Annotated in this window: 20 protein-coding genes and 3 pseudogenes; 13 read left to right on the forward strand and 10 right to left on the reverse strand. The window is 69.0% G+C overall.

Translation table 11 applies throughout. From position 1 onward, the window contains the following. Window positions 1-178 precede the first annotated feature (178 nt). Window positions 179-379, reverse strand: a complete 201-nt coding sequence (locus ACZ6ZP_RS18130; protein ID WP_383824915.1) for a hypothetical protein — start codon at window positions 377-379, stop codon at window positions 179-181. 214 nt (window positions 380-593) lie between these two features. Here ACZ6ZP_RS18130 and ACZ6ZP_RS18135 point away from each other — a divergent pair. Continuing rightward, a pseudogene (locus ACZ6ZP_RS18135) lies at window positions 594-962 on the forward strand (transposase family protein); the annotation flags it as partial. A gap of 262 nt (window positions 963-1,224) precedes the next feature. Here the strand turns inward: ACZ6ZP_RS18135 and ACZ6ZP_RS18140 are convergent. From ACZ6ZP_RS18140 to ACZ6ZP_RS18160, 5 genes and pseudogenes are all read right to left on the reverse strand, one after another. Continuing rightward, a pseudogene (locus tag ACZ6ZP_RS18140) lies at window positions 1,225-1,625 on the reverse strand (transposase family protein); the annotation flags it as partial. Window positions 1,626-1,721: 96 nt separating this feature from the next. Next, the gene (locus ACZ6ZP_RS18145; protein ID WP_469407472.1) at window positions 1,722-2,732 is read right to left on the reverse strand and encodes a TauD/TfdA family dioxygenase; all 1,011 of its coding nucleotides are present in this window, start codon (window positions 2,730-2,732) and stop codon (window positions 1,722-1,724) included. Window positions 2,733-2,771: 39 nt separating this feature from the next. Further along, window positions 2,772-3,944 (reverse strand): hypothetical protein, encoded by a 1,173-nt coding sequence (locus tag ACZ6ZP_RS18150; protein WP_469407474.1) that lies wholly within the window; start codon window positions 3,942-3,944, stop codon window positions 2,772-2,774. 579 nt (window positions 3,945-4,523) lie between these two features. Continuing rightward, a complete protein-coding gene (locus tag ACZ6ZP_RS18155; protein WP_351167895.1) occupies window positions 4,524-5,405 on the reverse strand; it encodes a carbon-nitrogen hydrolase family protein in 882 nt (293 codons plus the stop codon). A gap of 7 nt (window positions 5,406-5,412) precedes the next feature. Further along, window positions 5,413-6,912, reverse strand: coding sequence for an APC family permease (locus ACZ6ZP_RS18160; RefSeq protein ID WP_383824924.1), 1,500 nt, complete (start codon window positions 6,910-6,912; stop codon window positions 5,413-5,415). A 118-nt stretch (window positions 6,913-7,030) separates the two neighbouring features. On the opposite strand from ACZ6ZP_RS18160, the gene ACZ6ZP_RS18165 reads away from it, so the two are divergent. After that, complete coding sequence (locus ACZ6ZP_RS18165; protein WP_351167891.1) at window positions 7,031-7,639, forward strand: TetR/AcrR family transcriptional regulator; 609 nt, start codon at window positions 7,031-7,033, stop codon at window positions 7,637-7,639. A gap of 20 nt (window positions 7,640-7,659) precedes the next feature. Here ACZ6ZP_RS18165 and ACZ6ZP_RS18170 read toward each other — a convergent pair whose 3' ends face one another. Next, window positions 7,660-8,274 carry a TetR/AcrR family transcriptional regulator gene (locus ACZ6ZP_RS18170; RefSeq protein WP_351167889.1) on the reverse strand — a complete coding sequence of 205 codons (615 nt, stop codon included), beginning with the start codon at window positions 8,272-8,274 and terminating at the stop codon, window positions 7,660-7,662. 112 nt (window positions 8,275-8,386) lie between these two features. Here ACZ6ZP_RS18170 and ACZ6ZP_RS18175 point away from each other — a divergent pair, with 112 nt between their 5' ends. Further along, a complete protein-coding gene (locus ACZ6ZP_RS18175) occupies window positions 8,387-9,676 on the forward strand; it encodes an MFS transporter (protein ID WP_351167887.1) in 1,290 nt (429 codons plus the stop codon). 64 nt (window positions 9,677-9,740) lie between these two features. After that, on the forward strand, window positions 9,741-12,047 hold the full coding sequence (locus tag ACZ6ZP_RS18180; protein WP_351167885.1) for a glycoside hydrolase family 3 C-terminal domain-containing protein: 2,307 nt from the start codon (window positions 9,741-9,743) through the stop codon (window positions 12,045-12,047). 16 nt (window positions 12,048-12,063) lie between these two features. Here the strand turns inward: ACZ6ZP_RS18180 and ACZ6ZP_RS18185 are convergent, their stop codons facing one another. After that, on the reverse strand, window positions 12,064-12,990 hold the full coding sequence (locus tag ACZ6ZP_RS18185) for a formylglycine-generating enzyme family protein (protein WP_351167883.1): 927 nt from the start codon (window positions 12,988-12,990) through the stop codon (window positions 12,064-12,066). A gap of 83 nt (window positions 12,991-13,073) precedes the next feature. Between ACZ6ZP_RS18185 and ACZ6ZP_RS18190 the strand changes: the two genes are divergently transcribed. The 8 genes and pseudogenes from ACZ6ZP_RS18190 to ACZ6ZP_RS18225 all read left to right on the forward strand — a co-directional run bounded on the left by ACZ6ZP_RS18190 (window position 13,074) and on the right by ACZ6ZP_RS18225 (window position 22,418). Next, complete coding sequence (locus ACZ6ZP_RS18190; protein WP_351167881.1) at window positions 13,074-13,643, forward strand: PadR family transcriptional regulator; 570 nt, start codon at window positions 13,074-13,076, stop codon at window positions 13,641-13,643. Continuing rightward, window positions 13,640-15,403 carry a sulfatase gene (locus tag ACZ6ZP_RS18195; RefSeq protein WP_351167879.1) on the forward strand — a complete coding sequence of 588 codons (1,764 nt, stop codon included), beginning with the start codon at window positions 13,640-13,642 and terminating at the stop codon, window positions 15,401-15,403. Before ACZ6ZP_RS18190 ends, ACZ6ZP_RS18195 begins: the two co-directional genes overlap by 4 nt. Window positions 15,404-15,516: 113 nt before the next feature. Beyond that, entirely contained in the window at window positions 15,517-16,860 is a 1,344-nt protein-coding gene (locus ACZ6ZP_RS18200; RefSeq protein WP_469407478.1) for an MFS transporter, read from the forward strand. A 176-nt stretch (window positions 16,861-17,036) separates the two neighbouring features. Further along, the gene (locus tag ACZ6ZP_RS18205) at window positions 17,037-18,239 is read left to right on the forward strand and encodes a glycoside hydrolase family 1 protein (RefSeq protein WP_366464835.1); all 1,203 of its coding nucleotides are present in this window, start codon (window positions 17,037-17,039) and stop codon (window positions 18,237-18,239) included. A gap of 384 nt (window positions 18,240-18,623) precedes the next feature. Next, window positions 18,624-18,893: pseudogene (locus ACZ6ZP_RS18210) on the forward strand (helix-turn-helix domain-containing protein); the annotation flags it as partial. A 594-nt stretch (window positions 18,894-19,487) separates the two neighbouring features. After that, window positions 19,488-19,859, forward strand: coding sequence for a hypothetical protein (locus ACZ6ZP_RS18215; protein ID WP_351167873.1), 372 nt, complete (start codon window positions 19,488-19,490; stop codon window positions 19,857-19,859). A 138-nt stretch (window positions 19,860-19,997) separates the two neighbouring features. Continuing rightward, a complete protein-coding gene (locus tag ACZ6ZP_RS18220) occupies window positions 19,998-21,707 on the forward strand; it encodes an oxidoreductase (RefSeq protein WP_469407692.1) in 1,710 nt (569 codons plus the stop codon). Window positions 21,708-22,058: 351 nt separating this feature from the next. After that, a complete protein-coding gene (locus ACZ6ZP_RS18225) occupies window positions 22,059-22,418 on the forward strand; it encodes a hypothetical protein (RefSeq protein ID WP_351167870.1) in 360 nt (119 codons plus the stop codon). Window positions 22,419-22,635: 217 nt separating this feature from the next. Here ACZ6ZP_RS18225 and ACZ6ZP_RS18230 read toward each other — a convergent pair whose 3' ends face one another. After that, window positions 22,636-22,863, reverse strand: a complete 228-nt coding sequence (locus tag ACZ6ZP_RS18230) for a hypervirulence associated TUDOR domain-containing protein (RefSeq protein ID WP_351167868.1) — start codon at window positions 22,861-22,863, stop codon at window positions 22,636-22,638. Between the two features lie 312 nt (window positions 22,864-23,175). Then, entirely contained in the window at window positions 23,176-24,018 is an 843-nt protein-coding gene (locus ACZ6ZP_RS18235; RefSeq protein WP_351167866.1) for an oxygenase MpaB family protein, read from the reverse strand. A 337-nt stretch (window positions 24,019-24,355) separates the two neighbouring features. Here ACZ6ZP_RS18235 and ACZ6ZP_RS18240 point away from each other — a divergent pair, with 337 nt between their 5' ends. Continuing rightward, on the forward strand, window positions 24,356-24,802 hold the full coding sequence (locus ACZ6ZP_RS18240) for an SRPBCC family protein (protein ID WP_351167864.1): 447 nt from the start codon (window positions 24,356-24,358) through the stop codon (window positions 24,800-24,802). The last annotated feature ends 49 nt before the right edge of the window (window positions 24,803-24,851 follow it).

Below are 24,851 nucleotides of genomic sequence, written 5' to 3' on the forward strand. Positions count from 1 at the left end.
GGTGGCCAGGCGAATACGGTCCTCGCGAAGCTGACCGGCCACGGGCTCGGCCCCGCAGGATCTTTCCCTGGCGCCACCGCCGCGACTTGGCGCACGAGGCGTGGATGGCGGGGTGCGCGGAAGTGATGCGGAAGCGGTATCCCTCGCGCCAGAGCTTCGCCCCGAGCCACTGGGTCAGCTAGGCGCCGATGTCCAGGCCCTGATAGTCGGGCAGGCACACGGTGCGGTGCGCCATCTTCAGGGTCTGGGTCTTGGGGTGGGGGAAGTGCACGTACGAGGCGAACGCTATGCACCGTCCCGCCCCCAACGGGTCGACGACGAGCCCCACCTGCCAGTCCCGCTCACCGATGGGCAGATTCGAGGTCGCCCTGTGCCGCATCGCCGCCGGGGCCGAGGTCAGTCGGTCCGCGGTCTAGAGCGGAGTCGGCGAGGGGTTCGAGAAGCTCGTCAACGGCCGCGCCGTCGAAGTCCGGGCCTTCCAAGCCGTTCTCATTCACCTGGAGTTGATGCAGAAGTTCGGCCAGCGCCCGGTCGTCGTAGCCGTTGTCGGCGGCCTTGTTGTCCATGAGGACGGTGCGCTTGGCGTCTTCGTCGTCCACATCGATGCTGACACTCGCCTTGTCGTGGTGGTCGGTCGGCCCCTGCCGGGCAATCGAGACGACTGCAAGGCGTGGGAAGAGTCCGGCGCGAAGGCCGCCGTCGGCAAGACGATGACCGTCGCCGACGGCGGCTATCCGGGCACCGGGCTCGTGATGCCCCACCGGCGCCGCAGGGGCGAGGAGTTGTCCGGCTGGCAGCGAACTCACAGCAAGTCCCACAAACAAGTTCGCGCCCGCGTCGAGCACGTCTTCGCCCGCATGAAGACCTGGAAGATTCTCCGAGACTGCCGCCTCAAAGGCGACGGCGTCCACCACGCCATGCTCGGCATCGCACGGATGCACAACCTTGCCCTCGCCGGATAGACCATCCGACACACAGCAGCTCGCCATGCCCGACGACATGCGGAGATCATTTACGGAACAACTCTTAGGCGTTCTCTGCCAGGCTCTCGTAGAACTCTTCCTGATGCACAAGTTCTAGATGAGTCCTAACCTCTTGGGTGCCCGAGTCGTCGCAGGACCACATCCCCTTCATCGGTTCGCCATAGGGATTACAGATATTGCAGCGATCCGCTTGCCTGTCCCTGCTGGCCATGAGCACACCAACTCGCTCGGCGGTACTCGTTCCGGCTGCCCGAGATGCCCGGCTGGCTTCGGCTGCCGCGTGGCCCGGAAGCTGCGGGCGAGTAGATGCGTCAATCCACCGCCTTTTATGTTGCCCGGAGTGGAAGGGGCAGTCGGCGGCGATCCGGTCGATCGGCATCGGCGTGCCGTCCAAGGTCGCGAACGCCTGCCGGAGGCTGTCCTCACCGCCTCGGGGAGGGTTGGAGCCAAAGCGGCCAGGACGTCGACGGCCTCGGCGATGTATCGGTAGGCGGTGGTGGCGCCCACGCCGAACCCGGCGGGGAGCAGGGCGTGGGTAAGGGAGCCAGCACGAGCAGCGCCTGCCGTCCGGCGGCCGTCCGGCGCCATCGCGTCCCTTTGCGCAAGACGACGTGCGAGCAACTCAGGGGCGAGGAAGCGCAGAGCGGAACCTGGCCCGCAGGACCGTGGAAGGCTGGGATAACGCGGGAAAGCCGTTCACCGCATATGTGAGCACCTACGCGTGGGGCTGGACGCTGGTCAGCGGGCGAGTACGTGGTCGTCATCGGGGCGGTGGTCGCGGGAGCGGCGCAGATCGGTGGTGACGTAGGTGCGTTGCAGCCAGCGGTCTGCTCCGTCGTAACGAGGATGGAACGCTGTGCGGCCATGGACGGTGACACGGTTGTCGATGATGACCAGGTCGCCGGGAGTCAGGCGCAGGGTGCGGGCAGTCGCCTCGCAGGCACGGCCGAATTCGGTCAGCGCCGCGGCGGCCCGAGGGGTGAGCGGGGAGGTGACGAGTTGAGCCATCCGTATGTCGGGATCCTCGACCGCTCCCGACAACACTGGTCGGGGCTCGACTTCGTGCTCACTCGCGGCAGCGTCGGGACCGAATGAAGGAGGTGGTGTGGTGATGAACTCCGCTGCGAACAGGGCCTGGCGGCTGGCTCGGGTGAGGCGCGACAGTGCTTGACGGGTGCCGGCGACGCGCATGCCGGCTTGTCGGTCATGGTCGGCACGCAGGCACAGAAAGATCACATAGTCGGGCGGGTGGGGGTGGAAGCCGTTCTCGGTGTGGAAGGAGAGTGGCACCGATCCGGCGTTGCCGTGGAAGCTTTCCTGCCCAGGCACGGGCACGACGTCCTGCACGAGGGCACCGGATTTCTCCGCCAGGTAGGCGAGAGGCTCGCCGAGGCCGCAGGCCACCATGGTGAGCACCGCGGCCGGGACGGTGGGCCGACGCTGGACCGAGCCGGGCACGGTCGGTGTCGTCGGCAGGGCCGCCTGATCGACGGGAAAGCCGCCGATCACCAAGGTGCCGTTCGGGCCGGAATGCCGCCTGAACCGGCGCACCGCGCGGCGCAGTGGTAACGGAACATCCTCCCAGGCGTCCCGGGCGCGGGCCACCCACTCGGGGTTGTCGATGTGGCCGTGTCCGCCAGTGCACAGAGTCCGGGCCACCCGCTCGTACGCGCCGGCATCGGCCGGGTCCAGTGACCAGTCAGCGGCGACGGCAGCGCTGTGGGTGGTGTCGGGCGTCATCTCGGCCATCAAGGTCTCCTGCCGGAGGTTGGGCGGCGGAAGGCGGGCCTACTTGTGGCGAAGGCCGTCCACGGCGTTGGCGATGTAGTGGTCCCCGAATCGGACCAGGGGGGCGTACTGGGCGGCACGGCGATGGCGCATGTGCCGTAGTTCGGCGACGGCGTTGTCGGGGCCTTCTGGCTTCTGGGCGATGGAGCGATGCAGGTGCACCATCGAGTACGCGAGGGTGACGTGTCGTTCACCGTCCACGATGTCGGCTTCCAGGAGCGCGCCCCGTGCCTCGGCCAGCTCCGGGGCGCGGGGCGCCAACTGCTCATAGGAATCCGGAACCACGGACAGCAGATCCTTCACCGCTGCCCGGAACAGCTTGTAACCGCGATGCTGGCGTCCGCTCAACGGGACGTCCACCGATGGTGGTGCCATGGTCTGGCGTATAGCCGCCATGTAGTAATCGGCCGGGATCGTACTGGCGTGGGTCATGGCTGCCGGGAAGCCGCGTATGTACACCGTCGCATCTGCCAGCTGCGTGAGCGCTGCATCGCCATCGCCGTGCCGCAGATGGCTGGTGGCGTCGGCCACGGCGACCGCAGCGCAGATGTTGAACAGGACATGAACCTGGTGGCCGATGAGCCACCGAGCATGCCACACCCTCTCCATCGATGCCCCTGCAGTAGGCTCGGGGACGGACACCGGCGGGACGACGTCAGGAACCGCGCCCGGCGCTGCGCCCGTGAGGTCGAGCACCGCCTGCTGCATCCCGGCCACCTCCATCGCCAGGTCGGCGCCTGACAACGGAGCCTCACACAGGTCTTCCAGACCGCGGCGGACGACCAAGGCGCCGTGCAGGGCGGCCTGCTGATCCGACAGCTCCATCTCACGAACCCGGAAGAACGACTGACTGGTCGACTCCGCCGGCAGTTCCTCACCGGCCACGGCCGGAGCCAGGGCTGACAGCGCGGCCACCAACCCCCCGGCGACCGCGGCGGCCTGCCGCAGCGCGAGGGCTCGCTCGGCAGGTCTGGCATGGGTTGTCAACCCGGCCAGCACGTGTGCGGTGCGCTTCGCCTCGGCGTCGACCTGTAGGCCGAGCCCCGAGACGGGCTGCCCGCCTCGCGGCTCTCGGAAGACAGCGACAGCAGGATGACCGGCGTCCGGTGATAAGCCCATGGTGGAAGTACATCGCCAAAAGCACTCCACACAAAACCTGATCTGCGAGATCATTCCGGCGCGATGCGCCCTCGTGGGCTCGCAGATCCAACTCGCCAATCCTCCCGCCACACAAGGACGAATCGCACTCTCGCGACAGTTGCATACGCTCACCCGTACCGAGGCCGATGGAGGCAGCGACCTCAGCTGGGTCGGGTTCCCGCCGTGACACGCTGTCCAGCAGGGTTTTGTCGCGTCGGCCGCAGGAGGGGGGGTGATGGCGCTGGAGTCGGTTCTTCCCACCACGCGCAAGGAACTTCCGCCCCGGGCGTCACACCCCTGGGGCGACCACTTCAAGATCACTGCATCACCTGCGGGGATGCCATCCCTGCAGGTGATGCCCTACAGGCCGCCGCATTTAACGGGATAAGCCTGGATGGGACGTGGCTCCGGCTCGACTTCGCGCACGCGCACCGAGACGATCTTCTTGTTGCCAGGGTCGCCGACGTAAGGGGTGCCGGTCCTCGAAGGGCTGATGCAGTCCGAATGCCTGCGGGTGGACCGCGCCACGATGGCCCCCTCAATTGATCGCCTTCGGCGCCGAATCATCACCGGGAACTCTTGAAGCCTCGTGCTCGATTCCATAGGGAGGCGTTACGGAGTCTCGTCCTGAAGCCAGTCCGGTGTGTGGATTCCGCTGCCGCCGTACATCGGGAGCTTCAGCGACTCCCCGTAGCGGGCGAGCTGGCTCCAGGGGCGGTTGATGCCGGCGGAGCCGTAGCTGCGTACCCGGGTGACGGTGTCGAGATCGAGGACGTCGACGAGGATCTCCTCGCCGGGGCCGGCCTGCTGGCGCACAGTGCCCTCTGGGTCGACGACGGCGCTCTGTCCGACCCCGGCCGGGTCGCCTGCGTTGACGTTGACGACGTAGACCTGGTTGGTCCAGGCGTTGGCGCGCGCGCAGACCAGTTCCATCTCCCGGTCGCGGGTGGGGGTGAGGGTGGGCTGGATGACGATCTCCGCGCCCAGCCAGGCGAGTTGGCGCACCGTTTCGGGGAAGGACCCGTCGTAGCAGATGGCGAGGCCCACCCGGCCGGCGCCGGGGATGTCGAAGACGGTGAACTCGTGGCCGGGGGCGGTCTTCTCGTACGGCTGCCAGGGGAAGACCTTGCGGTAGCGGGCGGCGATCTCACCCTCCGGTGAGGCGGCCAGGGCGGTGTTGTAGATGAGCCCGTCCTCGGCGCGCTCGTACACGCTTCCCGGAATCAGCCACAGGCCGGTCTCCACTGCCAGGGCGCAGATCCGGTCGGTGAGCGGGCCGGGGATCGTGACGGCGGCCTGTTCCATCCAGTCGTCGGGGGACGGCTGCAGGAGGGCGCCTTCCGCGGCGAGCAACAGCTCGGGGACGACGACGAGTTGGACATGGGGGAACAGGCTGCGGGTGGTTCGGACCTGGTCGGCGAAGCGCTGCCAGCTTGCCTCGGGGTCGTGGGGTACGGGGGTGGTCTGCAGGGCGGCGATGGCGAGCGTGCGCATGTGTGTGTCAGTCCTCGGTGATGGTGAGTTCGGCCACCGTGGCGCGGCCGTTGCGGAAGAAGTGGTGGAAGCGGCTGCGGGCGATGGTCAGGGCCAGGGCTCCTGCGGCGATGGAGCCGGCGCCGAGGAGAAAGACTCCGCCGATGCCGTGGAAGGAGGTGCTGCCGTAGGCCGGGTCGTACATGTCGTGGGCGCTGCGGGCGAAGGCGGCCAGCATCATCAGCCCGCCCAGCAGGGGCAGGATTCCGCGCAGGAGCAGGTCGCGGAGTGAGTTCCGCAGTTGCCCCCGGAAGTACCAGACGCAGGCGAGTGCGGTGGTGCCGTAGTAGCAGGCGATCAGCAGTCCGATGCACAGGATGGCGTCGCCGAGGAAGTCGGCGGAGACGAGCCTGAGCAGGACGAGCAGGCCGGCGGCCGTCGCGCCGATGAAGAGGGTGCCGAAGCCGGGGGTGCGGTGCCGGGGATGGACGCGGGCGAAAGCGGACGGCAGAGCGCCGTGGGCGGCCATGGACAGGGTGCCGCGGGAGGAGCCGACGAGGCTGGTGAGCAGGGCGGAGACCGCGGACACGCAGACGGCCAGCTGCATCACCTTGGCCGCCGCTGTGCCGAGGACCGGTGGGGCGAGGGTGGACAGGACGTCGGCGGCGTTGTCGGGATTGCCGAGCCCGGTGCCGTCGGTGCCGATGCCGGCGAAGCTGATCGCCGCGAAGGCGGTGAACAGGTAGGTCGCAAGCAGTACGAGGGTGGAGATGACGGCGGCCTGGCCGGCAACGCGTTCCCCGTCGCGCGTCTCCTCGTTCGCGGTGATCAGGGCGTCCCAGCCCCAGTAGATGAACAGGCACAGCATCACCGCCTCGGCGAAGGGGCCGAAGCCGTCGATGGCGAAGGGGTTGAGCCAGCTCGGGGACGGGGTGACGGCGCCGTGCCGGGCGAAGGCCGCGGCCCCGAAACCGAACAGGGCGGCCAACTGCAGTCCGAGCAGCACGTACTGGACGGACGCCGCGAGATGCAGGCCCCGGTAGGCGATCGAGGTGACTGCCGCGAGCAGAGCCACCGCGGTGGTCGTCACGGCCGTGCTGTCGTCGGCGAGGGAGTGCAGGCCCAGCAGCTGGAGCAGGTAGGTGGCGCCGACCTGGGAGAGGGCCGTCATCGCGATGAGCGTGGCGACCTGCACCACCCAGCCGCCGGTGAGCCAGCCGGCCAGCGGCCCGAACGCGCGGGTGGTCCACACGAAGGTGGTGCCGCAGTCCGGCATCTCGCGGTTCAGCTCGCGGAAGGCGAACGCGGTGAGCAGGATCGGGACGAAGCCGAGGAGCAGTGCGGCCGGCGCGAGATCCCCGACGGTCAGGGTCACGAAACCGAGGGTGACGGCGATGCTGTAGGCCGGGGCGACGCAGGACAGGCCGAGGGTGACGGAGGCGAGCAGGCCCACCGAGCCTTCGCGCAGCCCCTTGCCCGGGGCGGGCGCGGACCTCGTTGCGGCCGCTGCGTCGGTTGGGTCGGGCATGGTGCCTCCGTAGGCCGCAGGTTTGTTAAACGCAGATTTAAGACCGGCTGGCTTGGCCCGTCAATAGATGGCGAGCTATCGTTAAATCTGGATACAACAGAACGGTGAGGGGAACGGCGTGGCGGCGAGGAAGGGCAGCAGCAAGGAGGCCCGTCGGGCCGAGCTGGGCAGGGCGGTGGAGCGCGCTCTGGTGGCACGTGGGCTCGAGGGTCTGCGGCTGCGTGATGTCGCGGAGGAGGCGGGAGTCACCCCCGCCGCGGTGCTCTACTACGGAGACCTGGACGCTCTGGTTCACGTGGCCTATCAGCAGGCCATCGAGCGCTACAGCCAGGAACGCGAAGAGGCCGCGAACCACTTCGCCGACGCCCGCGACCAACTCGGAGCCTGTATCGACAAGGGGGTCGCCAGCGGGCCCGACGACGCGCTGACCCGGCTGCTCTTCGAGTACTGGCCGCGCTGCCTGCGCGACGCCAGGGCCGCGGCCCTCGACAGCGCGCTGACGGAACGCCAGATCGCCGTGTACTCAGGAATCCTGGTGCTGGGGCAGGCTCAGGGGCACTTCGCGCTGCAGGACCCGCCGCGCCTGCTCGCCGCCAGCTTCGTCGCCATGGAGGACGGCTATCAGATGGAAGTCCTCGCCGGCCGCCGCACCCGCGCTGAAGTGATCACCGCTCTGCGTGCCTATGCCCGCGCGGTCACGGGCCACGAATGGGCCGACCGTGGTTGAAGCGCTGGTGGCCTGAAGTGCTACGTGCCTGAGGCGGCGGCGTCCGACGGGCCGGGCGTCGCGATGAGCATCCGCCAGACGCGGCGGACCTGGTCCGCCATGTCGATGCCGGGGTCGCTCAGCCACTGGAGTTGGATGCCGTCGGACGCCGCGACGAGGGCGGAGGCGGTGAAGTCCGGGTCGAGGTCGGGGTTCCCCCGGCCCGCCCGCTGCTCGGCCGCGAGCTGCTCGGCGATGGTTGCTCGAAGCAGGGCGAAGCGTTCCTTGAAGTATGCGTGCGCCGGGTGCGCGGGGTCGGTGGAGGCCGCGGCGAGGGTGATGTAGAGGCGCACGCGGGCGGAGTTGGCGGCGTTCGCCGTCAGGGCCCGGGCCAGGAACTCGCCGGGATCGCGCACGGCGTCCGGGCCGTGGAAGCGGGCCTCGGCCGCCCGGTCGCTGGCGCGCAGGACCTCGGTCAGCAGGTGGTCCTTGGACGCGAAGTAGTGCATGAGCCCGGTCAGGCTGATCCCGCTCTCCTTGGCGACCGTCCGCAGCGTGGTGTTCCGCTCGCCCTCGCGGCCGAAGATCTCGAGGGTGACCTTGAGGATCTCCTCACGCTTGGCGACCCCCTTGGGGTAGGAGCTTCTGGCTTTCACGCGCCCACCCTATGCCGCCGACATTTCACCCGCGCAAAGCCTTGCCCACAAAAACAGTACGCCGTACTGTTTCTCGCCAGTCGCAGGTGCGGCCCACCGAAGGAAGGTCCCGATGGCGAGACCCCCTGGGGAGCTCCGTGCTCCCTTCGCGCTGCCCGCCGATCCGGCGGGAGCGGCCCGGCCGGTCGACGGCCGGGCGCTGCGGCGCCTCATGGCCTGCATCGGCCCCGCCAACCTCGGCATCGCCCTCGTATGGGGAGCCGTCCCCGGCACCCTCCTCGCCCTCCAGATCCAGCGCACGGTCGGCGAGGAAGCGAAGGTCGGCACGCTCGCGATCGTCACCACGGTGGGCGCGCTCGTCGCGATGGTCGCCCAGCCCGTCGCGGGAGCCGTCTCGGACCGGACCCGCAGCCGCTTCGGGAGGCGCGGGCCCTGGATCGTGGCCGGCACGGCGACCGGTGGCCTGGCCCTGATCGGCATGGCGTTCACGCACTCCATACCGGCGACGCTGGCCCTCTGGTGCCTGGTGCAGATCGGCTACAACTTCGCGATGGGTCCGCTCTCGGCCGTCATGCCCGACCGGGTGCCGCCACAGAAGCGGGGCCTGTTCTCCACCGTCTTCGGCCTCGGCGCCATGTGCGGCTCGCTGCTCGGCCAGGTCTTCGCCGCCGCCTTCGACGACCGGATCACCACGGCGTACGGAGTGCTCGCCGCGCTCGCGACGACCCTGGCGGTCGTCTTCGTGACCCTCAACCCGGACCACCCGAGCCGGGACGAGCTCCAAGAGCCCTTCCGGGTCCGTGAGTTCCTGGGCGGGCTGTTGCCGAACCCGCGGGGGCACCCCGACTTCTTCTGGGTGTTCATCGGCAGGCTGTGCACCAACCTGTCGTACTTCCTGGTCATCGGCTACAAGCTCTACATCCTCCAGGACTACATCGGCCTGCATGACCAGGCCATCGACCACGTCCCCGCTCTCGCACTGAGCGCCGTGGCGGGACTGCTTCCGGCCGCCGTCATCAGCGGACCCCTCTCGGACCGGCTCGGCCGGCGCAAGGTGTTCGTGGTGGCCTCGGCGTCCCTCATCGGCTGCGCCATGCTCATCCCCTTCGCCGTCCCCACCATGACCGGAATGACCGCGATGGCCTTCCTGGTGGGCATCGGCTTCGGCTGCTTCCAGGGCGTGGACACCGCGCTCATCTCTCAAGTGCTGCCGTCCGAGCGGTCCTTCGCCCGCGACCTCGGCGTCGTGAACGTCGCGGCCACCCTGCCGCAGGTCCTAGCCCCCGCCATCGCCGGAGCAGTCGTCCTGTGGCTCGGCGGGTACCGGACGCTCTTCCCCCTGGCCATGGCCTTCGCGCTGCTCGGTGCGGTGGCGGTCCTGCGCGTGAAGAGCGTCCGATGACCGCCGCCGACCACGGCAACCTCCGCACCGCGCATCAATCCGCACCACGCTCCAAGGAGAAAGCATGAACAACCCGAATCAGTCGGCGCAGACGCCCGCCGAGACGGTGGCCCGGCTGAGCCTCGCCGAGAAGGCCGACCTGACCACCGGCGCGGGCTGGTGGCGCACCACCGCACTCCCCGACGCCGGGATCCCGGAGCTCCGCCTCTCGGACGGCCCCCACGGACTGCGGCTGCAGAACGACACCCAGGCCGACCACCTGGGCATCAACGGCAGCGCTCCGGCCACCTGCTTCCCGCCGGCCGTCACCCTGGCCTGCACCTGGGACACCGGCCTCGCGGGCCGGGTCGGCGGCGCACTGGCCCGCGAGTGTCTCGCACGCGGCGTGCACGTGCTGCTCGGACCAGGCGTCAACATCAAGCGCAGCCCGCTGTGCGGACGCAACTTCGAGTACTTCTCCGAAGACCCGCTGCTCAGCGGGGAGTTGGGAACGGCCTGGGTCAAGGGACTGCAGACGCATGGGGTCGGGGCCTCGGTCAAGCATTTCGCCGCGAACAACCAGGAGACCGGCCGCATGTCGGTCAGCGCGGACATCGACGTACGGACCCTGCGCGAGATCTATCTCCCGGCCTTCCGCCGTGTGGTGAGCGAAGCCCGGCCCTGGACCGTCATGTGTGCGTACAACCGGGTCAACGGAGTGCACGCGTCACAGAATCCGTGGCTTCTGACGGACGTCCTGCGGGACGAGTGGGGATTCGACGGCGTGGTCGTCTCCGACTGGGGCGCCGTCGTCGACCGGGCGCGGGCCCTCGCCGCCGGGCTCGACCTGGAGATGCCGTCCTCGTCCGGCGCCGGCCCCGCCCGGGCCGTCACGGCCGTGGAATCCGGTGAACTCTCCGCGGGAGCACTGGACCGCAGCGCCGCGCGGGTCGTGGCACTCGCCCGCAAGGCGGCCGCGCACGCGCGCCCCGACGCCCCCTTCGACCCGGCCGCCCACCACGACCTGGCCCGCGAGGTCGCCACGCGCGGGGCGGTACTGCTGAAGAACGATGGCGCGCTCCTCCCTCTGGACCCCGCCGCATCCCACCGCATCGCGGTCATCGGCGAGTTCGCACGCACACCCCGCTACCAGGGCGAGGGCAGCTCGCGCGTGACCCCGACCCGGCTCGACTCCGCACTGACCTCGCTCAGCGAGTCCGCGCCCGCGGCGCACATCTCCTTTGCTCCCGGTTTCCCCGTCGACGCTGCGGACGCCGACGCGGCCGCGCTGCACGAGGAGGCCGTCCGCACGGCCGAGAGCGCGGACGTGGCCGTGCTCTTCCTCGGTCTGCCGCCGAGCCTGGAGTCCGAGGGCTATGACCGCGAGCACATCGAACTCCCGGCCGAGCAGACCCGGTTGCTCGCCGCCGTCATCGCGGTGAACCCGAACACCGTCGTCGTCCTCGCCAACGGTGGCGTGGTCCGCCTGGCCGGGTGGATCGACGACGTACCGGCCGTCCTGGAGGGCTGGCTGCTCGGTCAGGCCGGCGGCTCGGCCACCGTTGATCTGCTGTTCGGCCGGGCGAACCCGTCGGGGCGTCTCGCGGAGACGATCCCGCAGCGCCTCGCCGACACCCCGGCGTACCTGGCCTGGCCGGGCGAGAGCGGTCATGTCACCTACAGCGAGGGCCTGTTCGTCGGCTATCGCCATTACGATGCCCGCGACATGGCGGTCTCCTTCCCCTTCGGGCACGGCCTCTCGTACACCACCTTCGACTACGCGGACCTGCGGGTCATCTCGGACGCAGGCGGGCTCGACGTCACGGTGGCGGTCACCAACACGGGGGAGCGGGCCGGGCACGAGGTCGTCCAGGTGTACGTGGCCGCACCGGGGACGCGGGCTCGGCGCCCCGTACGGGAGCTGAAGGGGTTCGCCACCGTGTACCTCATGCCCGGCGAGACCCAGAACGTCACTGTCCGCGTCACCCGCGCCGACCTGGCTTATTTCGACACCGCAGCCGACACCTGGCTCGTCGAGGACGGCGACCACCGCATCGACATCGGGGCCTCCAGTCGCGACATCCGGCTGAGCGCGACGGTCCCGGTCGAGGGTGACGCCTACGCCGAGCAGCCGGACGCCGACTCGACCGTCGCGGTGTGGCTCGCCCACCCCGTGGGCGGTCCGGCCATCGAGGCCCTGCTGGGCCGGGTCCGGACGTCCATGGGCGACGCCTACCCCAAGGAGGGGAGCCCCCGCCATCGGATGGTGGCCAACATGCGCCTTGGCCAGCTCGCCGGGCTCCCGATCGTCCCCCTGGGCTTCGATGACGTACAGGAACTGGTCGAGACGGTGCGGTCGGCCGCGGGCGCCGGGAGGGAGGAGACCTCCTGACGCCCGGCGTGACCCCTCACGCGGCGACCGTACGGAAGCCGCAGTTTCCGCTGCTGGAGGCGCCCGTGTTGGCCGAGCGGGCGGCCACGCGGTAGCGGTGGCAGTAGGTGTGGTGGCACAGGTAGGAGCCGCCGCGCATGACACGGCGCTCGCCGCTCCGCGGCCCCGTGGGGTCGGTGGCGGGGGAGTGGGTGTAGTAGTCGGGGGCGAACCAGTCCGCGCACCACTCCCACACGTTCCCGGCGACTTCATACAGGCCGTGGCCGTTGGGCGGGTACGTGCGGACCGGTGCGGTCGCCAGCCAGCCGTCCGCACCGGTGTTGGCGTACGGGAACGTGCCCTGCCAGATGTTGCACAACCACCGTCCGTCGGGGGTGAGTTCGTCTCCCCATGCGAAGCGGCGGCCATCGAGTCCGCCGCGGGCCGCGTACTCCCACTCGGCCTCGGTCGGCAGGCGGCGTCCCGCCCACGCGCAGTACGCCAGGGCGTCGTCCCATGCCACGTGCACCGCCGGGTGGTCCGGCTCCGCGGTGGACAGCGGGCCATGGGGGTGGCGCCAGTCGGCTCCCCGTACGTCCAGCCACCAGGGGGCGGCCGGGGCGTTCCCGGTGATGTCGGCCCGCTCGGCGGCGACGGCCAGGTGGAACACGGCGGAGCTGCCCTCCCGTTCGGCGACGGTCACGTACGCGGTGTCGTCGACGAAGGCCCGGAACATCGCCACGGTCACCGTCGTGACGTCGATCGCGAACGGGGTGACGCGTACGGCGTGCACCGGCTGTTCACCGTCCGCCGGATAGCCCTCGCCGAAGGAGTCGCCCATCAAGAACTCGCCCCCGGGGAGCTCGACGTGGGCGTGTGCGGGCGGTGTGTGGGCCGGCGTGGGCAGCGGGCCGGTGGAGCGGATCCGGGTTTCCGGTATGCAACATCCCATTGACGTCTCCATGACGCGAGTATATGAATTCTCACCTAGGTGAGACTGCACATAGCAAGATCGCACACCGCTTCCGCACAAGGGAGTCCACGTCCGTGAAGTTCGAGTACGTCCTGCTGGGCCTGCTGGCCCGTCGCCCCTACAGCGGGTACGACCTGCGCAAGTGGCTCGAGGTCGAGGGGCAGTTCCTGTGGGCGCGAGCCCACCACAGCCAGATCTACCGCAAGCTCGGGCAGATGGAGGCCGACGGCTGGGTGCGGCACGAGGTCGACGCACGCGAAGGCCGCCCGGACGCCAAGGTGTACCGGCTCACACCGCGCGGGCGCGAGGTCCTCCTGGAATGGGTGCGCTCGCCCTACGAGCCGCCCAGCCGCTTCCAGGAGATCGACTTCCTCGCGCGGTTCAGCGTCGCGGCGCCGCTCGACAAGGACGCCGCGATCCGGATCGTGGGGACCGAACTCGACCACCGCCGCGCACAGATCGCCAAGAACCGGGACCGCGATCGCACCCTGGTCTACGAGGACCCGGCACCCGACCTCGACCAGGACCTCGACCTGCAGGTCCACGACGCCCTCCACACGCTCGGCGCGGCCGCCATGGACCGCTGGGTCGCGTGGCTGGAGCGGACCCTGCGCAACCTGACAGAAGGGAAACCCGTCCGATGAGGGCGATCATGGTGATGTTCGACAGCCTCAACCGGCACATGCTGCCGCCGTACGGAGGCGACTGGACCCACGCACCGAACTTCGCCCGCCTCGCCGAGCGGGCCGTCACCTTCGACAACGCGTACGCCGGGTCGATGCCCTGCATGCCGGCCCGCCGCGAGATCCACACCGGGCGGCACAACTTCCTGCACCGCAGCTGGGGCCCTCTAGAGCCGTTCGACGACTCGATGCCCGAACTCCTCAAGCAGAACGGCGTCTACACCCACCTCGTCAGCGACCACCCGCACTACTGGGAGGACGGCGGCGCCACCTATCACGGCCGCTACAACACCTGGGAGTTCTTCCGCGGCCAGGAGGGCGACCCCTGGAAGGGCCAGGTGTCCGACCCGGAAATCCCCGACGACCTGAAGCGGATGCGGTTCGGCTCCTACCGCCAGGACTGGGTGAACCGGCCCCACATGGCGACGGAGGACCGGCACCCGCAGACCCTCACCTTCGACGCGGGCCTGGAGTTCGTGCGGACGAACCAGGACGCCGACCGGTGGTTCGTGCAGATCGAGACCTTCGACCCGCACGAGCCGTTCTTCAGCCACCAGCCCTACAAGGACCTCTACCCCCACGACTACGACGGCCCGCACTTCGACTGGCCCGACTACAAGCGCGTGGTCGAAACCGACGGCCAGGTGGAGCACGCCCGCTTCGAGTACGGGGCGCTCCTGTCGATGTGCGACCACTCGCTCGGCCGGGTCCTGGACACCATGGACGAGCTGGAGCTGTGGGACGACACCCTGCTGATCGTCAACACCGACCACGGGCTGCTGCTGGGGGAGAAGGGCTGGTGGGGCAAGAGCATCCAGCCATGGTTCAACGAACTGGTCCATCTGCCGCTGTTCGCCTGGGACCCGCGCAACCGCGCGGCGGGGCAGCGGCGTTCGGCGCTGGTGCAGACCGTGGACGTGGCGCCGACCCTGCTGGAGTTCTTCGGCGTCGGCTGTCCCACCGACATGCAGGGAGCGCCCCTCCCGGTCGCCGACGACATCCCGGTGCGGGAGGCGGGCCTGTTCGGCATCCACGGCGGACACGTCAACATCACGGACGGCCGCTACGTCTACATGCGGGCGCCCGCCACACCCGACAATGCGCCCCTGTACGAACACACCCTGATGCCGACCCACATGCGTGGCCGCTTCTCACCCGCCGAACTCGTGGACCTGGAACTGGCCGAGCCCTTCGGCTTCACCAAGAACGTGTGCACCCTGCGTGTGCCTGGCCGCACCCTCGTCAACCCCTACCACCACGGCACGCTCCTCTTCAACCTGGAGACCGACCCAGAGCAGAACACCCCGCTGATCGACGACGCCGCCGAACTGCGCATGGCCACCCTGCTGGTGGAGCTCATGCGGGCCAACGACGCCCCGCCCAGCCAGTACGAACGCCTCGGCCTGCCCGCCCTTGGACCGGTCACGGAGCAGCACTTGCTGGTCCGCTCCCAGCGTGAGCAGGCGGAGCGTGCCGCGCAGCCACTGCCGCGGGCCGAGGACTATCCACAGGGCCGCCTCTCGCTGCGCACCCCCCTCAAGGCACTGATCTCCGATCCGGTCGCCGTCGAGGTGCTGCGCACACACCTGCCCGGTGTCGCCGACTCGGAGCTGCTGCAGATGATCGGCGCCACGCCGCTCATCGACGTCGCCGCCATGGCGGGTGCGCTGTTCCCGCCCCCGAGTCTCCACCGGGTCGCCGAGGAACTCGCCCGACTCTGAGACGCACGCGATCACTTGAGCCGGTGACGGGGTTGCAGCCCCGTCACCGGCGTACGACCTCCCCTTCCCGCAGACCTCCCGCGAAGAAAGTCACAGAGAAAAGAGACGGCCCGATGCCCGAGCTTAGCCAGAGCCCCGTCATGCCCAAACCCGAGGTGCAGGTGAAAGGGCGCTGGCGGCAGTTGTCCCTGCTCGGCGGCACCATGCTGGTCGACAGCACCGAGGCGAGCTTGGTCAGCAGCCTCTTCCCGTTGATCCGGCAGTCCCTCGGGGTCTCGCTGGGCGCCCTCGGCATACTGACCGCCGCCGGGAAGATAGCGGGTGCCTTCACCGGGCCCCTGTGGGTGTGGGTGGCGGAGCGCTGGTCGCGCAAGAGCGTCCTCGTCGTGGCCACCGGACTCTGGGGGGTGTGGGGCGTGGCCGCGGGCTTCTCACAGAACTTCACCCAACTCGTCGTCCTCTACACCATCCTGGCCGCAGGCTACGCGGCCGCGCACCCCATCATCACCGAACTCATCGGCGACCTCTTCGGGGGATCGACCCGCGGCCGCGCGATCGGTGTGGTCTACGGCGCCGTCTCGCTGGTGAGCGCGGTGATAGGCCCGCTCAAGGGCCAGCTGGCGGGCATCGACGAGGGCTGGCGCTGGGGCCTGTGGGGCATCGGCGCCTTCAACATCCTGCTCGGCCTCGCCATGTGGCTGTGGTTTCGCGACCCGGGCCGGGGTGCGTCCGAGGAACAGCTCGCCGACCTCGACCGCGCCACGCGCAACGCCCACTCGAAGCTCACCTGGACCAAGGCACTCTCGCTCCTGAAGATCCGCAGCCTGATCGTCCTCCTGGTCTCCCGCCTCCTGTCGGGACATCTCCTGGTGGGCACCTTCGGCGTCGTATACCTGGTGGATGTGTACGGCTTCAGCACGCAGAAGGCGTCTATCGTGCTGTTCCCCTTCGGGGTCGGCTATTTCCTGGGCACGCTCCTGGGCGGCTTCGCGGCGGACTGGGCCACCCGGCGCAGCCCCCGCCACGGCCTGGTCAGCGTCCTTCAGGCGGCCCAGTTCGCCTTTGCGGGCTTCGCCTACCTCGGGACCCAGTTCGACTACGGGAGCATTGCCCTCTTCGGTGTCTTCTTCGCCCTCATGGGCGCGGCCCAGGGCGTCAACCCGAGTGTCAATCGCCCCATGGTCATGGCCATCACCCCACCCGAGCTGCGCGGCGCCGCCTTCGCCATCTACGTCTCCGTCTTCGAGGCGATCGCCTGGGCCTCCTTCAGCCTCGGCGCCGGCTTCCTCGGCGACGCGATCGGGCTCCGCACCGTCTTCCTGTGGGCGCTCGTCCTCCTCATGCTGGTCAACGGCGTCTTCCTGACGCTCCTTCACCGCTCATACGCCGAGGACGTGGCCCGAGTCCAGAGGGAACTGCATGCGCGCCGCGACCAGGCCCTCGACCCCACCACCTGACCCCTCAGACCCACGCAGGCGCCGCCCGAAGCGGGATCGGGCCAGTCTCCAGCAGCCCACGGGCGGCGATGCCTTCGGTATCGGCGCCTGCCTGCCGCCTGCGCCCCCCGCCGCCGGTTCCGCCGGCTCGCCGCGACTGGTCACGCACGTGGCCACACACAAGAGAGAGGCAACTCATGACGCATGCACGACGTCTGCCCGATGGATTCCTGTGGGGCACCTCCACCGCCGCCCACCAGATCGAGGGCGGCAACACCAACAGCGACTGGTGGGAGTTCGAGCACGGCAACCTCCCCTACGTCAAGGAGCCCAGCGGTGACGCCTGCGACAGCTACCATCGGTGGCGCGAGGACATGGACCTGCTGGCCGAACTCGGCTTCACCGACTACCGGTTCAGCATTGAATGGGCCCGTATCGAACCGGCCCCGGGCGAGTTCTCCCGCGCCGCCATCGCCCACTACCGGCGCATGGTCGAAGGCGCCCGTGAACGCGGTCTACGGCCCATGGTGACCTTGCACCACTTCACGACACCCCTGTGGTTCGCACGGCGCGGCGGCTGGGCCGCCACCGGATCGGACGAACTGTTCGCCCGCTACCTCACCGCGGCCGCACCCATCTTCGCCGCGGACGTGGCGCACGTGTGCACCATCAACGAACCCAACATCGTCGCCGTCATGGCTGCCGCACAGGCCGCCCTCGCCTCCGGACAGGCCGTGAACTTCGCCGAGGACCCGCCGGCTCCGGACGAGGCCACCACCGACGCTCTGGTACGGGCACACACCCGAGCCGTCGAAACGGTCAAGTCCCTTGCCCCGCACGTAAGCACCGGCTGGTCCGTCGCCAACCTGGTGTGCAAAGCCCTGCCCGGATCCGAGGAAGTCGCCGCGGCATTCCGGCACCCACGTGTGGACGTGTTCCTCGAAGCCGCACGCGGCGACGACTGGCTCGGCGTGCAGGCGTACACCCGCACGCTCATCGGCCCGAACGGCCGACTGCCCGTGCCCGAGGACGCGGAGCGCACCCTCATGGGATGGGAGTACTACCCCCAGGCACTGGGCGATGCCGTGCGGCACAGCGCTTCCGTCACCGGCGGCACCCCGCTGATCGTCACCGAGAACGGCATCGCGACCGCCGACGACTCCCGCCGGATCCAGTACACCACCGGCGCCCTGGAGTCCCTTGCCGACGCCATGAACGACGGCATCGACGTCCGCGGCTACTTCCATTGGAGCGCCCTGGACAACTACGAATGGGGCCGCTACGAGCCCACCTTCGGCCTGATCGCCGTAGACCGCGAGACCTTTGTCCGTACCCCCAAGCCCTCGGCCGCCTGGCTCGGCGCCATCGGCCGGACCCGCGTGCTGCCCAGCGTGGCGTGAGGGCATCGCGCAGGCGCGGCGTAATTACGGGACGGTGTTGGTCTGCTGGCTTGCCGGATCGGCCAGGTCTCCGGGCAGATCCGGGATGTGGACACTCGTCTGGCCCGGATACTCGGCTAGTGTTCTGCGCCAGTAGTCGGTCGTTAGTAGATGTGTGACGTCTGCTGCTGGTGCGTCAGTTCCGTGCCGGGGCCCCAAGCTGGAAGCCCTGCTGTTATCCGCTGAAGAACAGGCGGAGTTGGAGCGGTGGGCACGTCGGGCAACATCGGCCCAGGCCCTGGCCTTGCGGGCTCGGATCGTGCTGGCGTGTGCGGAGCCTGAGGTGCCGCCGGTGGTCGTGGTCGCCCGGGATCTGCGGGTGGCCGCGGATACACGGTCCGTACGTGGTGGCGGCGGTTTCTCGCCGAGCGGCTGGAGGGTCTGGCCGACGAGCCGCGGCCGGGCCGGCCACCCACGATCAGCGTGGAACAGGTGGAAGACGTGGTGGTCACCACGCTGGAACAGCTTCCGAAGAATGCCACCCACCGGTCGCGCACCTCGATGGCCCGGCACAGCGGCCTGTCGAAGTCGACGGTGGGCCGGCCGCGAAGGGCGGGAGGAGATCCATTCGCTCACCTTTACTCAAGACCAGAGGCTCCGTTTCCCAGTCGATGAGCGCATGAACTCGCTCGCTCTGCTGAGCAAGGTCGCTGTCATGTCGGCGAAGACGCGTTGCTTCGCTGAGGCGGCGCACAAGCACATCGAGGCGTGTCAAGGCCGACATGCACGGTCGGTGACGTCGGAGCCGTCCTGACCATCCTGCTGTGGCGCCGTGATTTCACTGATCCGGGTGGCGAGTTGTCCGAAGGTGGGCATGCAGAGGTCCGCGACGGTCGACCTCTGGACTCGCCACACGCCCGTGGCGCCTTCCCGGACAGCGGTAGCGGGGGCGGGGGTTGGATCAGGCAGGCGGGCCCCTCGGCCGACGCCAACCACACCGCTAGTGTGTGTCGTCAACTGGCGGATGGGGCGGGGGACCACAGATGCGCTTGGGGTGTGACGGGTCACGATCGCTTTTGGGGAGAGTGACAGTGGCTGTGCGAGCTGCGCTGCTTCTGAGCGGCGCGGCAGGGTGCTCCTCGACCGAAGACTCAGCCAGGTCCACCCCCGCGCCCGAGAAGACGACTTCGCCGAAAGCGACCCCGTCCCAGCCCGTGGAGTACAAGGCCAAGGAGCAGATCCTAGCCGCGTACGGGGGGGATGCAGACAGTGCAGTACGAGGCCTCCCGCACCGGGAAGCTCAACAACGCCGAACTGCAGAAGTACGCCCGGGACAAAGCCGCCAGCGGCGTCGTGGTCACCTTGGCCTGGTATGAGCAACAGGGCCTTGAGGTCGATGGCGAGCCGCGCATCGCTCCCCGAGTCAACTCGGTTGCCCTGCACGGTAAGTCGAAGACGGCAGTCCTCTCCGGCTGCCTGGCCAACCGCGCATCGGACACCGTCTACGAGACGACGGGCAAGTCAGCCCTCTATAAGGGCTCCGAGGAGCCTGACCGCGGGCCGGTGACCGCCAGGGCGGTCTCTGTGGGAGACCGGTGGCTGAACGGTGAGTACACCATTGACCGGACCCGGCCGTGCTGAATCCAGGGCCTGGCGGGTTTTGGAGGAAAGGCGACGGATGGGCCCATCCGCGTGCCACCACACTCTGATACGAGCCCGATGCAATAGGTATGGGGCGCACACGATGACGTCGGCAGGGAGAAGAACGCGACGATGGACATGGCCACGGCAGGCACCAGCGATCCACCGGCTTGGCTGACCGAGGCCGAGATGGGGATGTGGCAGGCCTTTCGCAATGGGAGCGTCTACGACCTGCGCACGGGCGACGGGGAGGTCGACGATCCACACGGCCAGCACCCTTGGGGCCCCGAGCGCAGTGTGCGCGCACGGGTCGTTGCGTGGCTGCTGCTTCACCGGCCGCCCGGCGTGGGTGGGCGGCTCTCCTGCCTCAAGCTCCGGGGCGTGCAGATCACCGACGTGCTCGATGTCGCGGGCGGCACCGTCGCCCCCTACGTCGAGTTGAAGCAGTGCCGCTTGGAGCAGGAGGTGCTGATCCCGAAGGCGCGCTTCACCACGCTACGGCTCGTGGACTGCTCAGTGCCGCGCCTAGCAGGGGACCGCGTCTACACCGAGGGCGACTTCGACTTGTCCCGTTGCCGATTCCAGCGAGGCGTCCGCCTGACCGGTGCCCACATCGGTGGAGACCTGCTGTTCAACCAGGCCGTGGTGTTCCGTGACCGGCGCGGCAACTCGATCGCGGCGGACGGCCTTTCGGTCGGGCAGGACCTGCAGGCCGAGCTGATGGAGTCGCACGGCCAACTGAGCCTGCGCGGTGCGACGGTCGGAGGCTCCTTCAGCCTGCGCGGCTGCAAGCTCGCCAATCCGTACGGCCAGCGGGCGCTCGACGCCCCGCAGATGACCGTGGAGCGCACGCTCTACATGACGCCGGCCTCGCTGGCCGACCGGCTTCTGCCCGGCCACATCCCCGCCCGGGGCACCCGCGTCCAGCACTTCGAGTGCCAGGGCGGCATCCGGCTCGACGACGGCCTCTTCGGGGACGCCGTCGACATGGACGGGGCGCGCTGTGTCCTGGAGAGCGACCAGGAGATGTCGCTGCGCCGCGTCCGCACGACCGAACTGCGCTTCCTCGGGGAGGCCCCCGAGCGCGGTACGGTCACTCTGTCGGGCGCCAAGGTCCTCAACCTGATTGACAGGTCTACCAGTTGGCCAGGTCCTGGCCGCCTCCAGGTAGGCGGCTTCAGCTACGAGAGCCTCGTCCCGCTGGGTAGTTTCCCGCTCTCCTCGCGGCTGGAGTGGCTGGCGGCCGCGACCCCTGAGTACGACCCCGAGCCGTACGAGCAGCTGGCCACCGTCTTGCGCAACGGCGGCCAGCACGCCGACGCCCGTCGGATCCACCGTGCCCAACAGCGGCGTTGGCGCGCCACCCTGCCATGGCCGCAGCGAGCATGGCATGCGGTGCGGGCCGTTCCAGGTATCGCGGTGGTCCTGTGGGCCATCACTGTGATCGCGTTGCTGGCGGTGGCCTGGCGCAGCACGCGGGCGGTCCTGCCGGACATCAGCCACAGTGCCGGACTGGGGCCATCCGACGCGCCCCCCGTGGTAGTTGCCATCGTCAGCCTCATCACCGCCTCCGGCGTGCTCATCGGCGGCATCCTCAACGGACTCGCCAAGTTCGTCAGAGCCCGGGGGCAAAACGCCTCCGACATCGTGCAGGTGCGCGGGCAGGCCGACGCCGACCTCATCCGCGCACAGGCCGAGATGAGAAGAGCCGAAGCCGACATGCTCCGCGCCCGCGCCGGCCTTCCTCCGGGAGAGCCATTCGAACCTGACCCGGGCAGCGCACCGGGGAACGGCCCTCTCGCGCCCCCTGCTCTCTCCGGAGACGACGGGGCGCCATCGCCGCCCTGACCGCCTTGGCCCCATCGCTCATCTACCCGGCAAGCACTCGCGACTGGCGGCCGGGTGGGGGGATGCGTCCACGTCCGCGGTTTACGGGAGTGCCATCGAGCAGCCTCGGAAGCGGCCGGGCGGCCGACGTGACCCTCGCCGACGCTCGGCACCTTGGCGATCTGTGGGCCTGCGGCTTCGGTCTGGCCGCCCTGCTCCACACCCGATCTCCAGCGCCGCTGCAACACGTCAGCGCCCGGCAGATCCGGGGCGCGATCTTGTGCGGCAATATGCCGGATTTAGCCGAGTGCGCGCCAAGCAGGCATGTCATTTCTTCACATTTCCCACGTCAGCTGCGCGACGCAAGGTGGCATGGTTGATCGACTGATGGGCCGGACATTCCGCGTCCGCGTTGGGGGGACTTTCATGCGTACTCGTGCGGCTGCAGCTTCGGCTGTTTTGATCCTGTGCACTGTGATGGGCGCGGCGGCCTGCTCGTCGTCCTCGGACGGCAACCCGTCTTCGGGCACATCGACCTCGGACGAACAGGGGAAGAGCCAGCGCCAGGCGAACAAAGTCGCCCCCGATGCCGATCCCTCGGCCTGCGCGACTTCCAGCGAGAAGATCCCGGAAGGCTGCGTGGTCGACATGGATGTAGCCGAGATGGACGAGGCGACTCCGGCCCCGGAGCCTCCTGCGACGACTGCGACGCGGGTGCCCTCGGCGAAGTGACTGCACCTATGACGGGCGGCCTGGCTCGATGGGGGAGCAGCCGCGACCGGGACCGCGCGCTCGTGCGCGAGCCTTACGAGATAGGTCCAAGACGACGGTGGTCGCCCCGTGGACAGGATGCGATGCAGGTCTACTTTTCCAGTTGCCCGGCGGCATGTTGACCGCCCCCTGAACGCGGGCACCGTCTCATCCCGGTCTTCCTTCTGCTTAGCGGCCGTCAAGAGCGCATACCCTTCTTCCGCAAAGCGCCGGGTTTGTGCACAGCGGAGCGGCCGGACTTGGCGCTCTCCACCTCGTACTGCGGATCCTTCGTCGAGGCATCGACGGTCCGGCCTGCCGCGCGAGTCCGGTCGGTGATCTTCCTCTTGACCTTGCCCGGCACATCCTGGCCGTGGCTTTTCCACGACACTTCGTCGCCCTTGCTCAAGTCATCCTTCTTCGGCATGGCGGTTCCTTTCTGCATTCTGCGGTCACGGCCGGTCGCTGGGAGAGCATTCACGCACAAGGCCCGGATGCTCCCACGGCTTGCCGAACGCGCGCTCCTCGTGCGTTTCGGCCGTGTCCACAGGTTCCTGTGATCTATCTGCTGGCGCATCTGCGGCTCACCCGGCCCCCCTGGCGGGGGCGTGCGCGCGGCCGAGCGGCGGCGCGGTGCTGCTGCTGGATTGGTGCTTCGTCCGCGCCGACCCTTGCGTCCAGCGGTGGCGAAGAGAGACTCTGTCCGGGCTTCATGGGTGCTCTGTAGCTGCGGTGCTTGCTAGCCCATCGCCCATCTGATCAGGCCGGTAGCTGCTCTCCCCACAGGCTCTACGGCCCATCGCTCTGCGCGCTGACAGCGCGGCAATCGCAGTTCCGTGGATGCCCAGCGCGGCAGCAGGGCGATGGCGTTGGATGCCAGAGCGCCGTAGAACGGCATCGCCGCGGTGGGGATCGGGGGCCGGAGCAGCAGGTAGCGGGCTGTTTCCAGCGCCTCGGGGGTGCAGCGCAGTTCGCTGCGAAAGTCGTCTATTCGGCCGCTCAAGGCGTTCATCGACCGTGGAGGTCTGAGAACCCCCAGCGTTCGGGCTATGCGAGATGTCTGCGCAACGTATCTGTCGCACTCCTCATCCGTCAGCCGGTGCGCCCCGAATCGCTGATGCGCGCGCAGGAAGCTGTCGATCTCCGCCACGTGCACCCACTCCAGCAGGTGGGGGTCCGCTGCGTGGTAGGCGATGCCCTCCCCGGTGACGCCCTTGATCCGCTCGTGGACGGTGTTGAGGCGCTCGCAGGCTGCCTGGGCGCTCTGAGCAGTGCCATAGGTCGTTGTCGCGAGGAACGTGCTGGTTCGCTGAAGCCTTCCCCAGGGATCACCTCTGTAGCCGGAGTGCGCGGCGACTGCGGCCATGGCGACCGGGTGAAGGGACTGCATGAGCAGAGCGGAGAGTCCGCCGATGAACATGGAGCTATCGGCGTGTACGCGGCGTATCGGGCTGTCGGGCGGGAACCAGCGTGGCCCGGGAGACGCATGGATCTTGTGGCGGTTGCGCGGCCCCTCGGGTCCGGCGACACGGGTGAACAGCAGGGAGCCGGCGCGCTCACGCAGCGGATCGAGGAGCGACATGACGGCCTGCGAGGCTCCCTGCTGTTTTTCCCTCACACCAGTACTTCGCCGTTGATCCGGGTGTCGGATGCAGGATGCCTGGGTTCTTTGTCCCGCTCAGCCCCGCCCTCCGTACTTGGGCGAGCTTCGACCTGTACTTGGGCAAGCTTCGACGGGCTGATGCACCGCTCAAGACCGTCTGGTTCAGCGAGTGACTGGTCACTTCGGGCAGCCCGCGACGGGTGGGGACACGGCGTCGTCCATCGGGTCACGGTGGAGTGCATCCAACGACGCAGCCCGACGAGAAGCCGATGGGTGCGTGCACCGTGCTGGAAGAGCCCGCTGCGAAGGGAACCACATGATCGACGTCGAGCGCGTCCTGGACCTGCCCCACCCCGTAGAGGAAGTCGTCGCCTTTCTGGCGGACTTTTCCCATGCCGAGAGCTGGGATCCAGGAACCGTCACCTGTCAGCAGATCAGCCCCGGCCCGGTAGCGGTGGGCACGGAATGGCACAACGTCTCCGAATTTCGCGGCCGCCGCACCCAGCTTCGCTACCGGTTGGCCCTCATGAACCCTGACCAACTGACGTTCGTGGGTCGCAACGAGACGGTCACCTCCACAGACGACATGCGCTTCGAGAATTGCCAGGGCGGTACCCGGCTCGCCTATCACGCGCGCATACAGTTCCATGGGATCGCCCGCCTCGCGACGCCCTTGCTCAAGCGGGAGTTCGAACGGCTGGGCGATGAGGTGTCCGAGAGGCTACCCCGCGCGCTCGACCGCGCCCTGGGATCTGCGTCCTAACCCGCCGCCAGGACGCCCGATGAGTGGAGGTACGCAGGATCGTGCCGGC

The sequence above is a fragment of the Streptomyces sp. NPDC054047 genome, assembly GCF_055585065.1.

Bases quoted from the DNA above. Each gene is read 5' to 3' on its own strand.
- ACZ6ZP_RS18240 (WP_351167864.1), top strand. From the start codon at position 24,356: ATGATCGACGTCGAGCGCGTCCTGGACCTGCCCCACCCCGTAGAGGAA.
- ACZ6ZP_RS18195 (WP_351167879.1), top strand. From the start codon at position 13,640: ATGAGGGCGATCATGGTGATGTTCGACAGCCTCAACCGGCACATGCTG.
- ACZ6ZP_RS18220 (WP_469407692.1), top strand. From the start codon at position 19,998: ATGGCCACGGCAGGCACCAGCGATCCACCGGCTTGGCTGACCGAGGCC.
- ACZ6ZP_RS18155 (WP_351167895.1), bottom strand. From the start codon at position 5,405: ATGCGCACGCTCGCCATCGCCGCCCTGCAGACCACCCCCGTACCCCAC.
- ACZ6ZP_RS18225 (WP_351167870.1), top strand. From the start codon at position 22,059: ATGGTTGATCGACTGATGGGCCGGACATTCCGCGTCCGCGTTGGGGGG.
- ACZ6ZP_RS18130 (WP_383824915.1), bottom strand. From the start codon at position 379: ATGCGGCACAGGGCGACCTCGAATCTGCCCATCGGTGAGCGGGACTGG.
- ACZ6ZP_RS18180 (WP_351167885.1), top strand. From the start codon at position 9,741: ATGAACAACCCGAATCAGTCGGCGCAGACGCCCGCCGAGACGGTGGCC.
- ACZ6ZP_RS18205 (WP_366464835.1), top strand. From the start codon at position 17,037: ATGACGCATGCACGACGTCTGCCCGATGGATTCCTGTGGGGCACCTCC.
- ACZ6ZP_RS18145 (WP_469407472.1), bottom strand. From the start codon at position 2,732: ATGGCCGAGATGACGCCCGACACCACCCACAGCGCTGCCGTCGCCGCT.
- ACZ6ZP_RS18200 (WP_469407478.1), top strand. From the start codon at position 15,517: ATGCCCGAGCTTAGCCAGAGCCCCGTCATGCCCAAACCCGAGGTGCAG.
- ACZ6ZP_RS18160 (WP_383824924.1), bottom strand. From the start codon at position 6,912: ATGCCCGACCCAACCGACGCAGCGGCCGCAACGAGGTCCGCGCCCGCC.
- ACZ6ZP_RS18150 (WP_469407474.1), bottom strand. From the start codon at position 3,944: ATGATCTCGCAGATCAGGTTTTGTGTGGAGTGCTTTTGGCGATGTACT.
- ACZ6ZP_RS18230 (WP_351167868.1), bottom strand. From the start codon at position 22,863: ATGCCGAAGAAGGATGACTTGAGCAAGGGCGACGAAGTGTCGTGGAAA.
- ACZ6ZP_RS18185 (WP_351167883.1), bottom strand. From the start codon at position 12,990: ATGGAGACGTCAATGGGATGTTGCATACCGGAAACCCGGATCCGCTCC.
- ACZ6ZP_RS18235 (WP_351167866.1), bottom strand. From the start codon at position 24,018: ATGTCGCTCCTCGATCCGCTGCGTGAGCGCGCCGGCTCCCTGCTGTTC.
- ACZ6ZP_RS18175 (WP_351167887.1), top strand. From the start codon at position 8,387: ATGGCGAGACCCCCTGGGGAGCTCCGTGCTCCCTTCGCGCTGCCCGCC.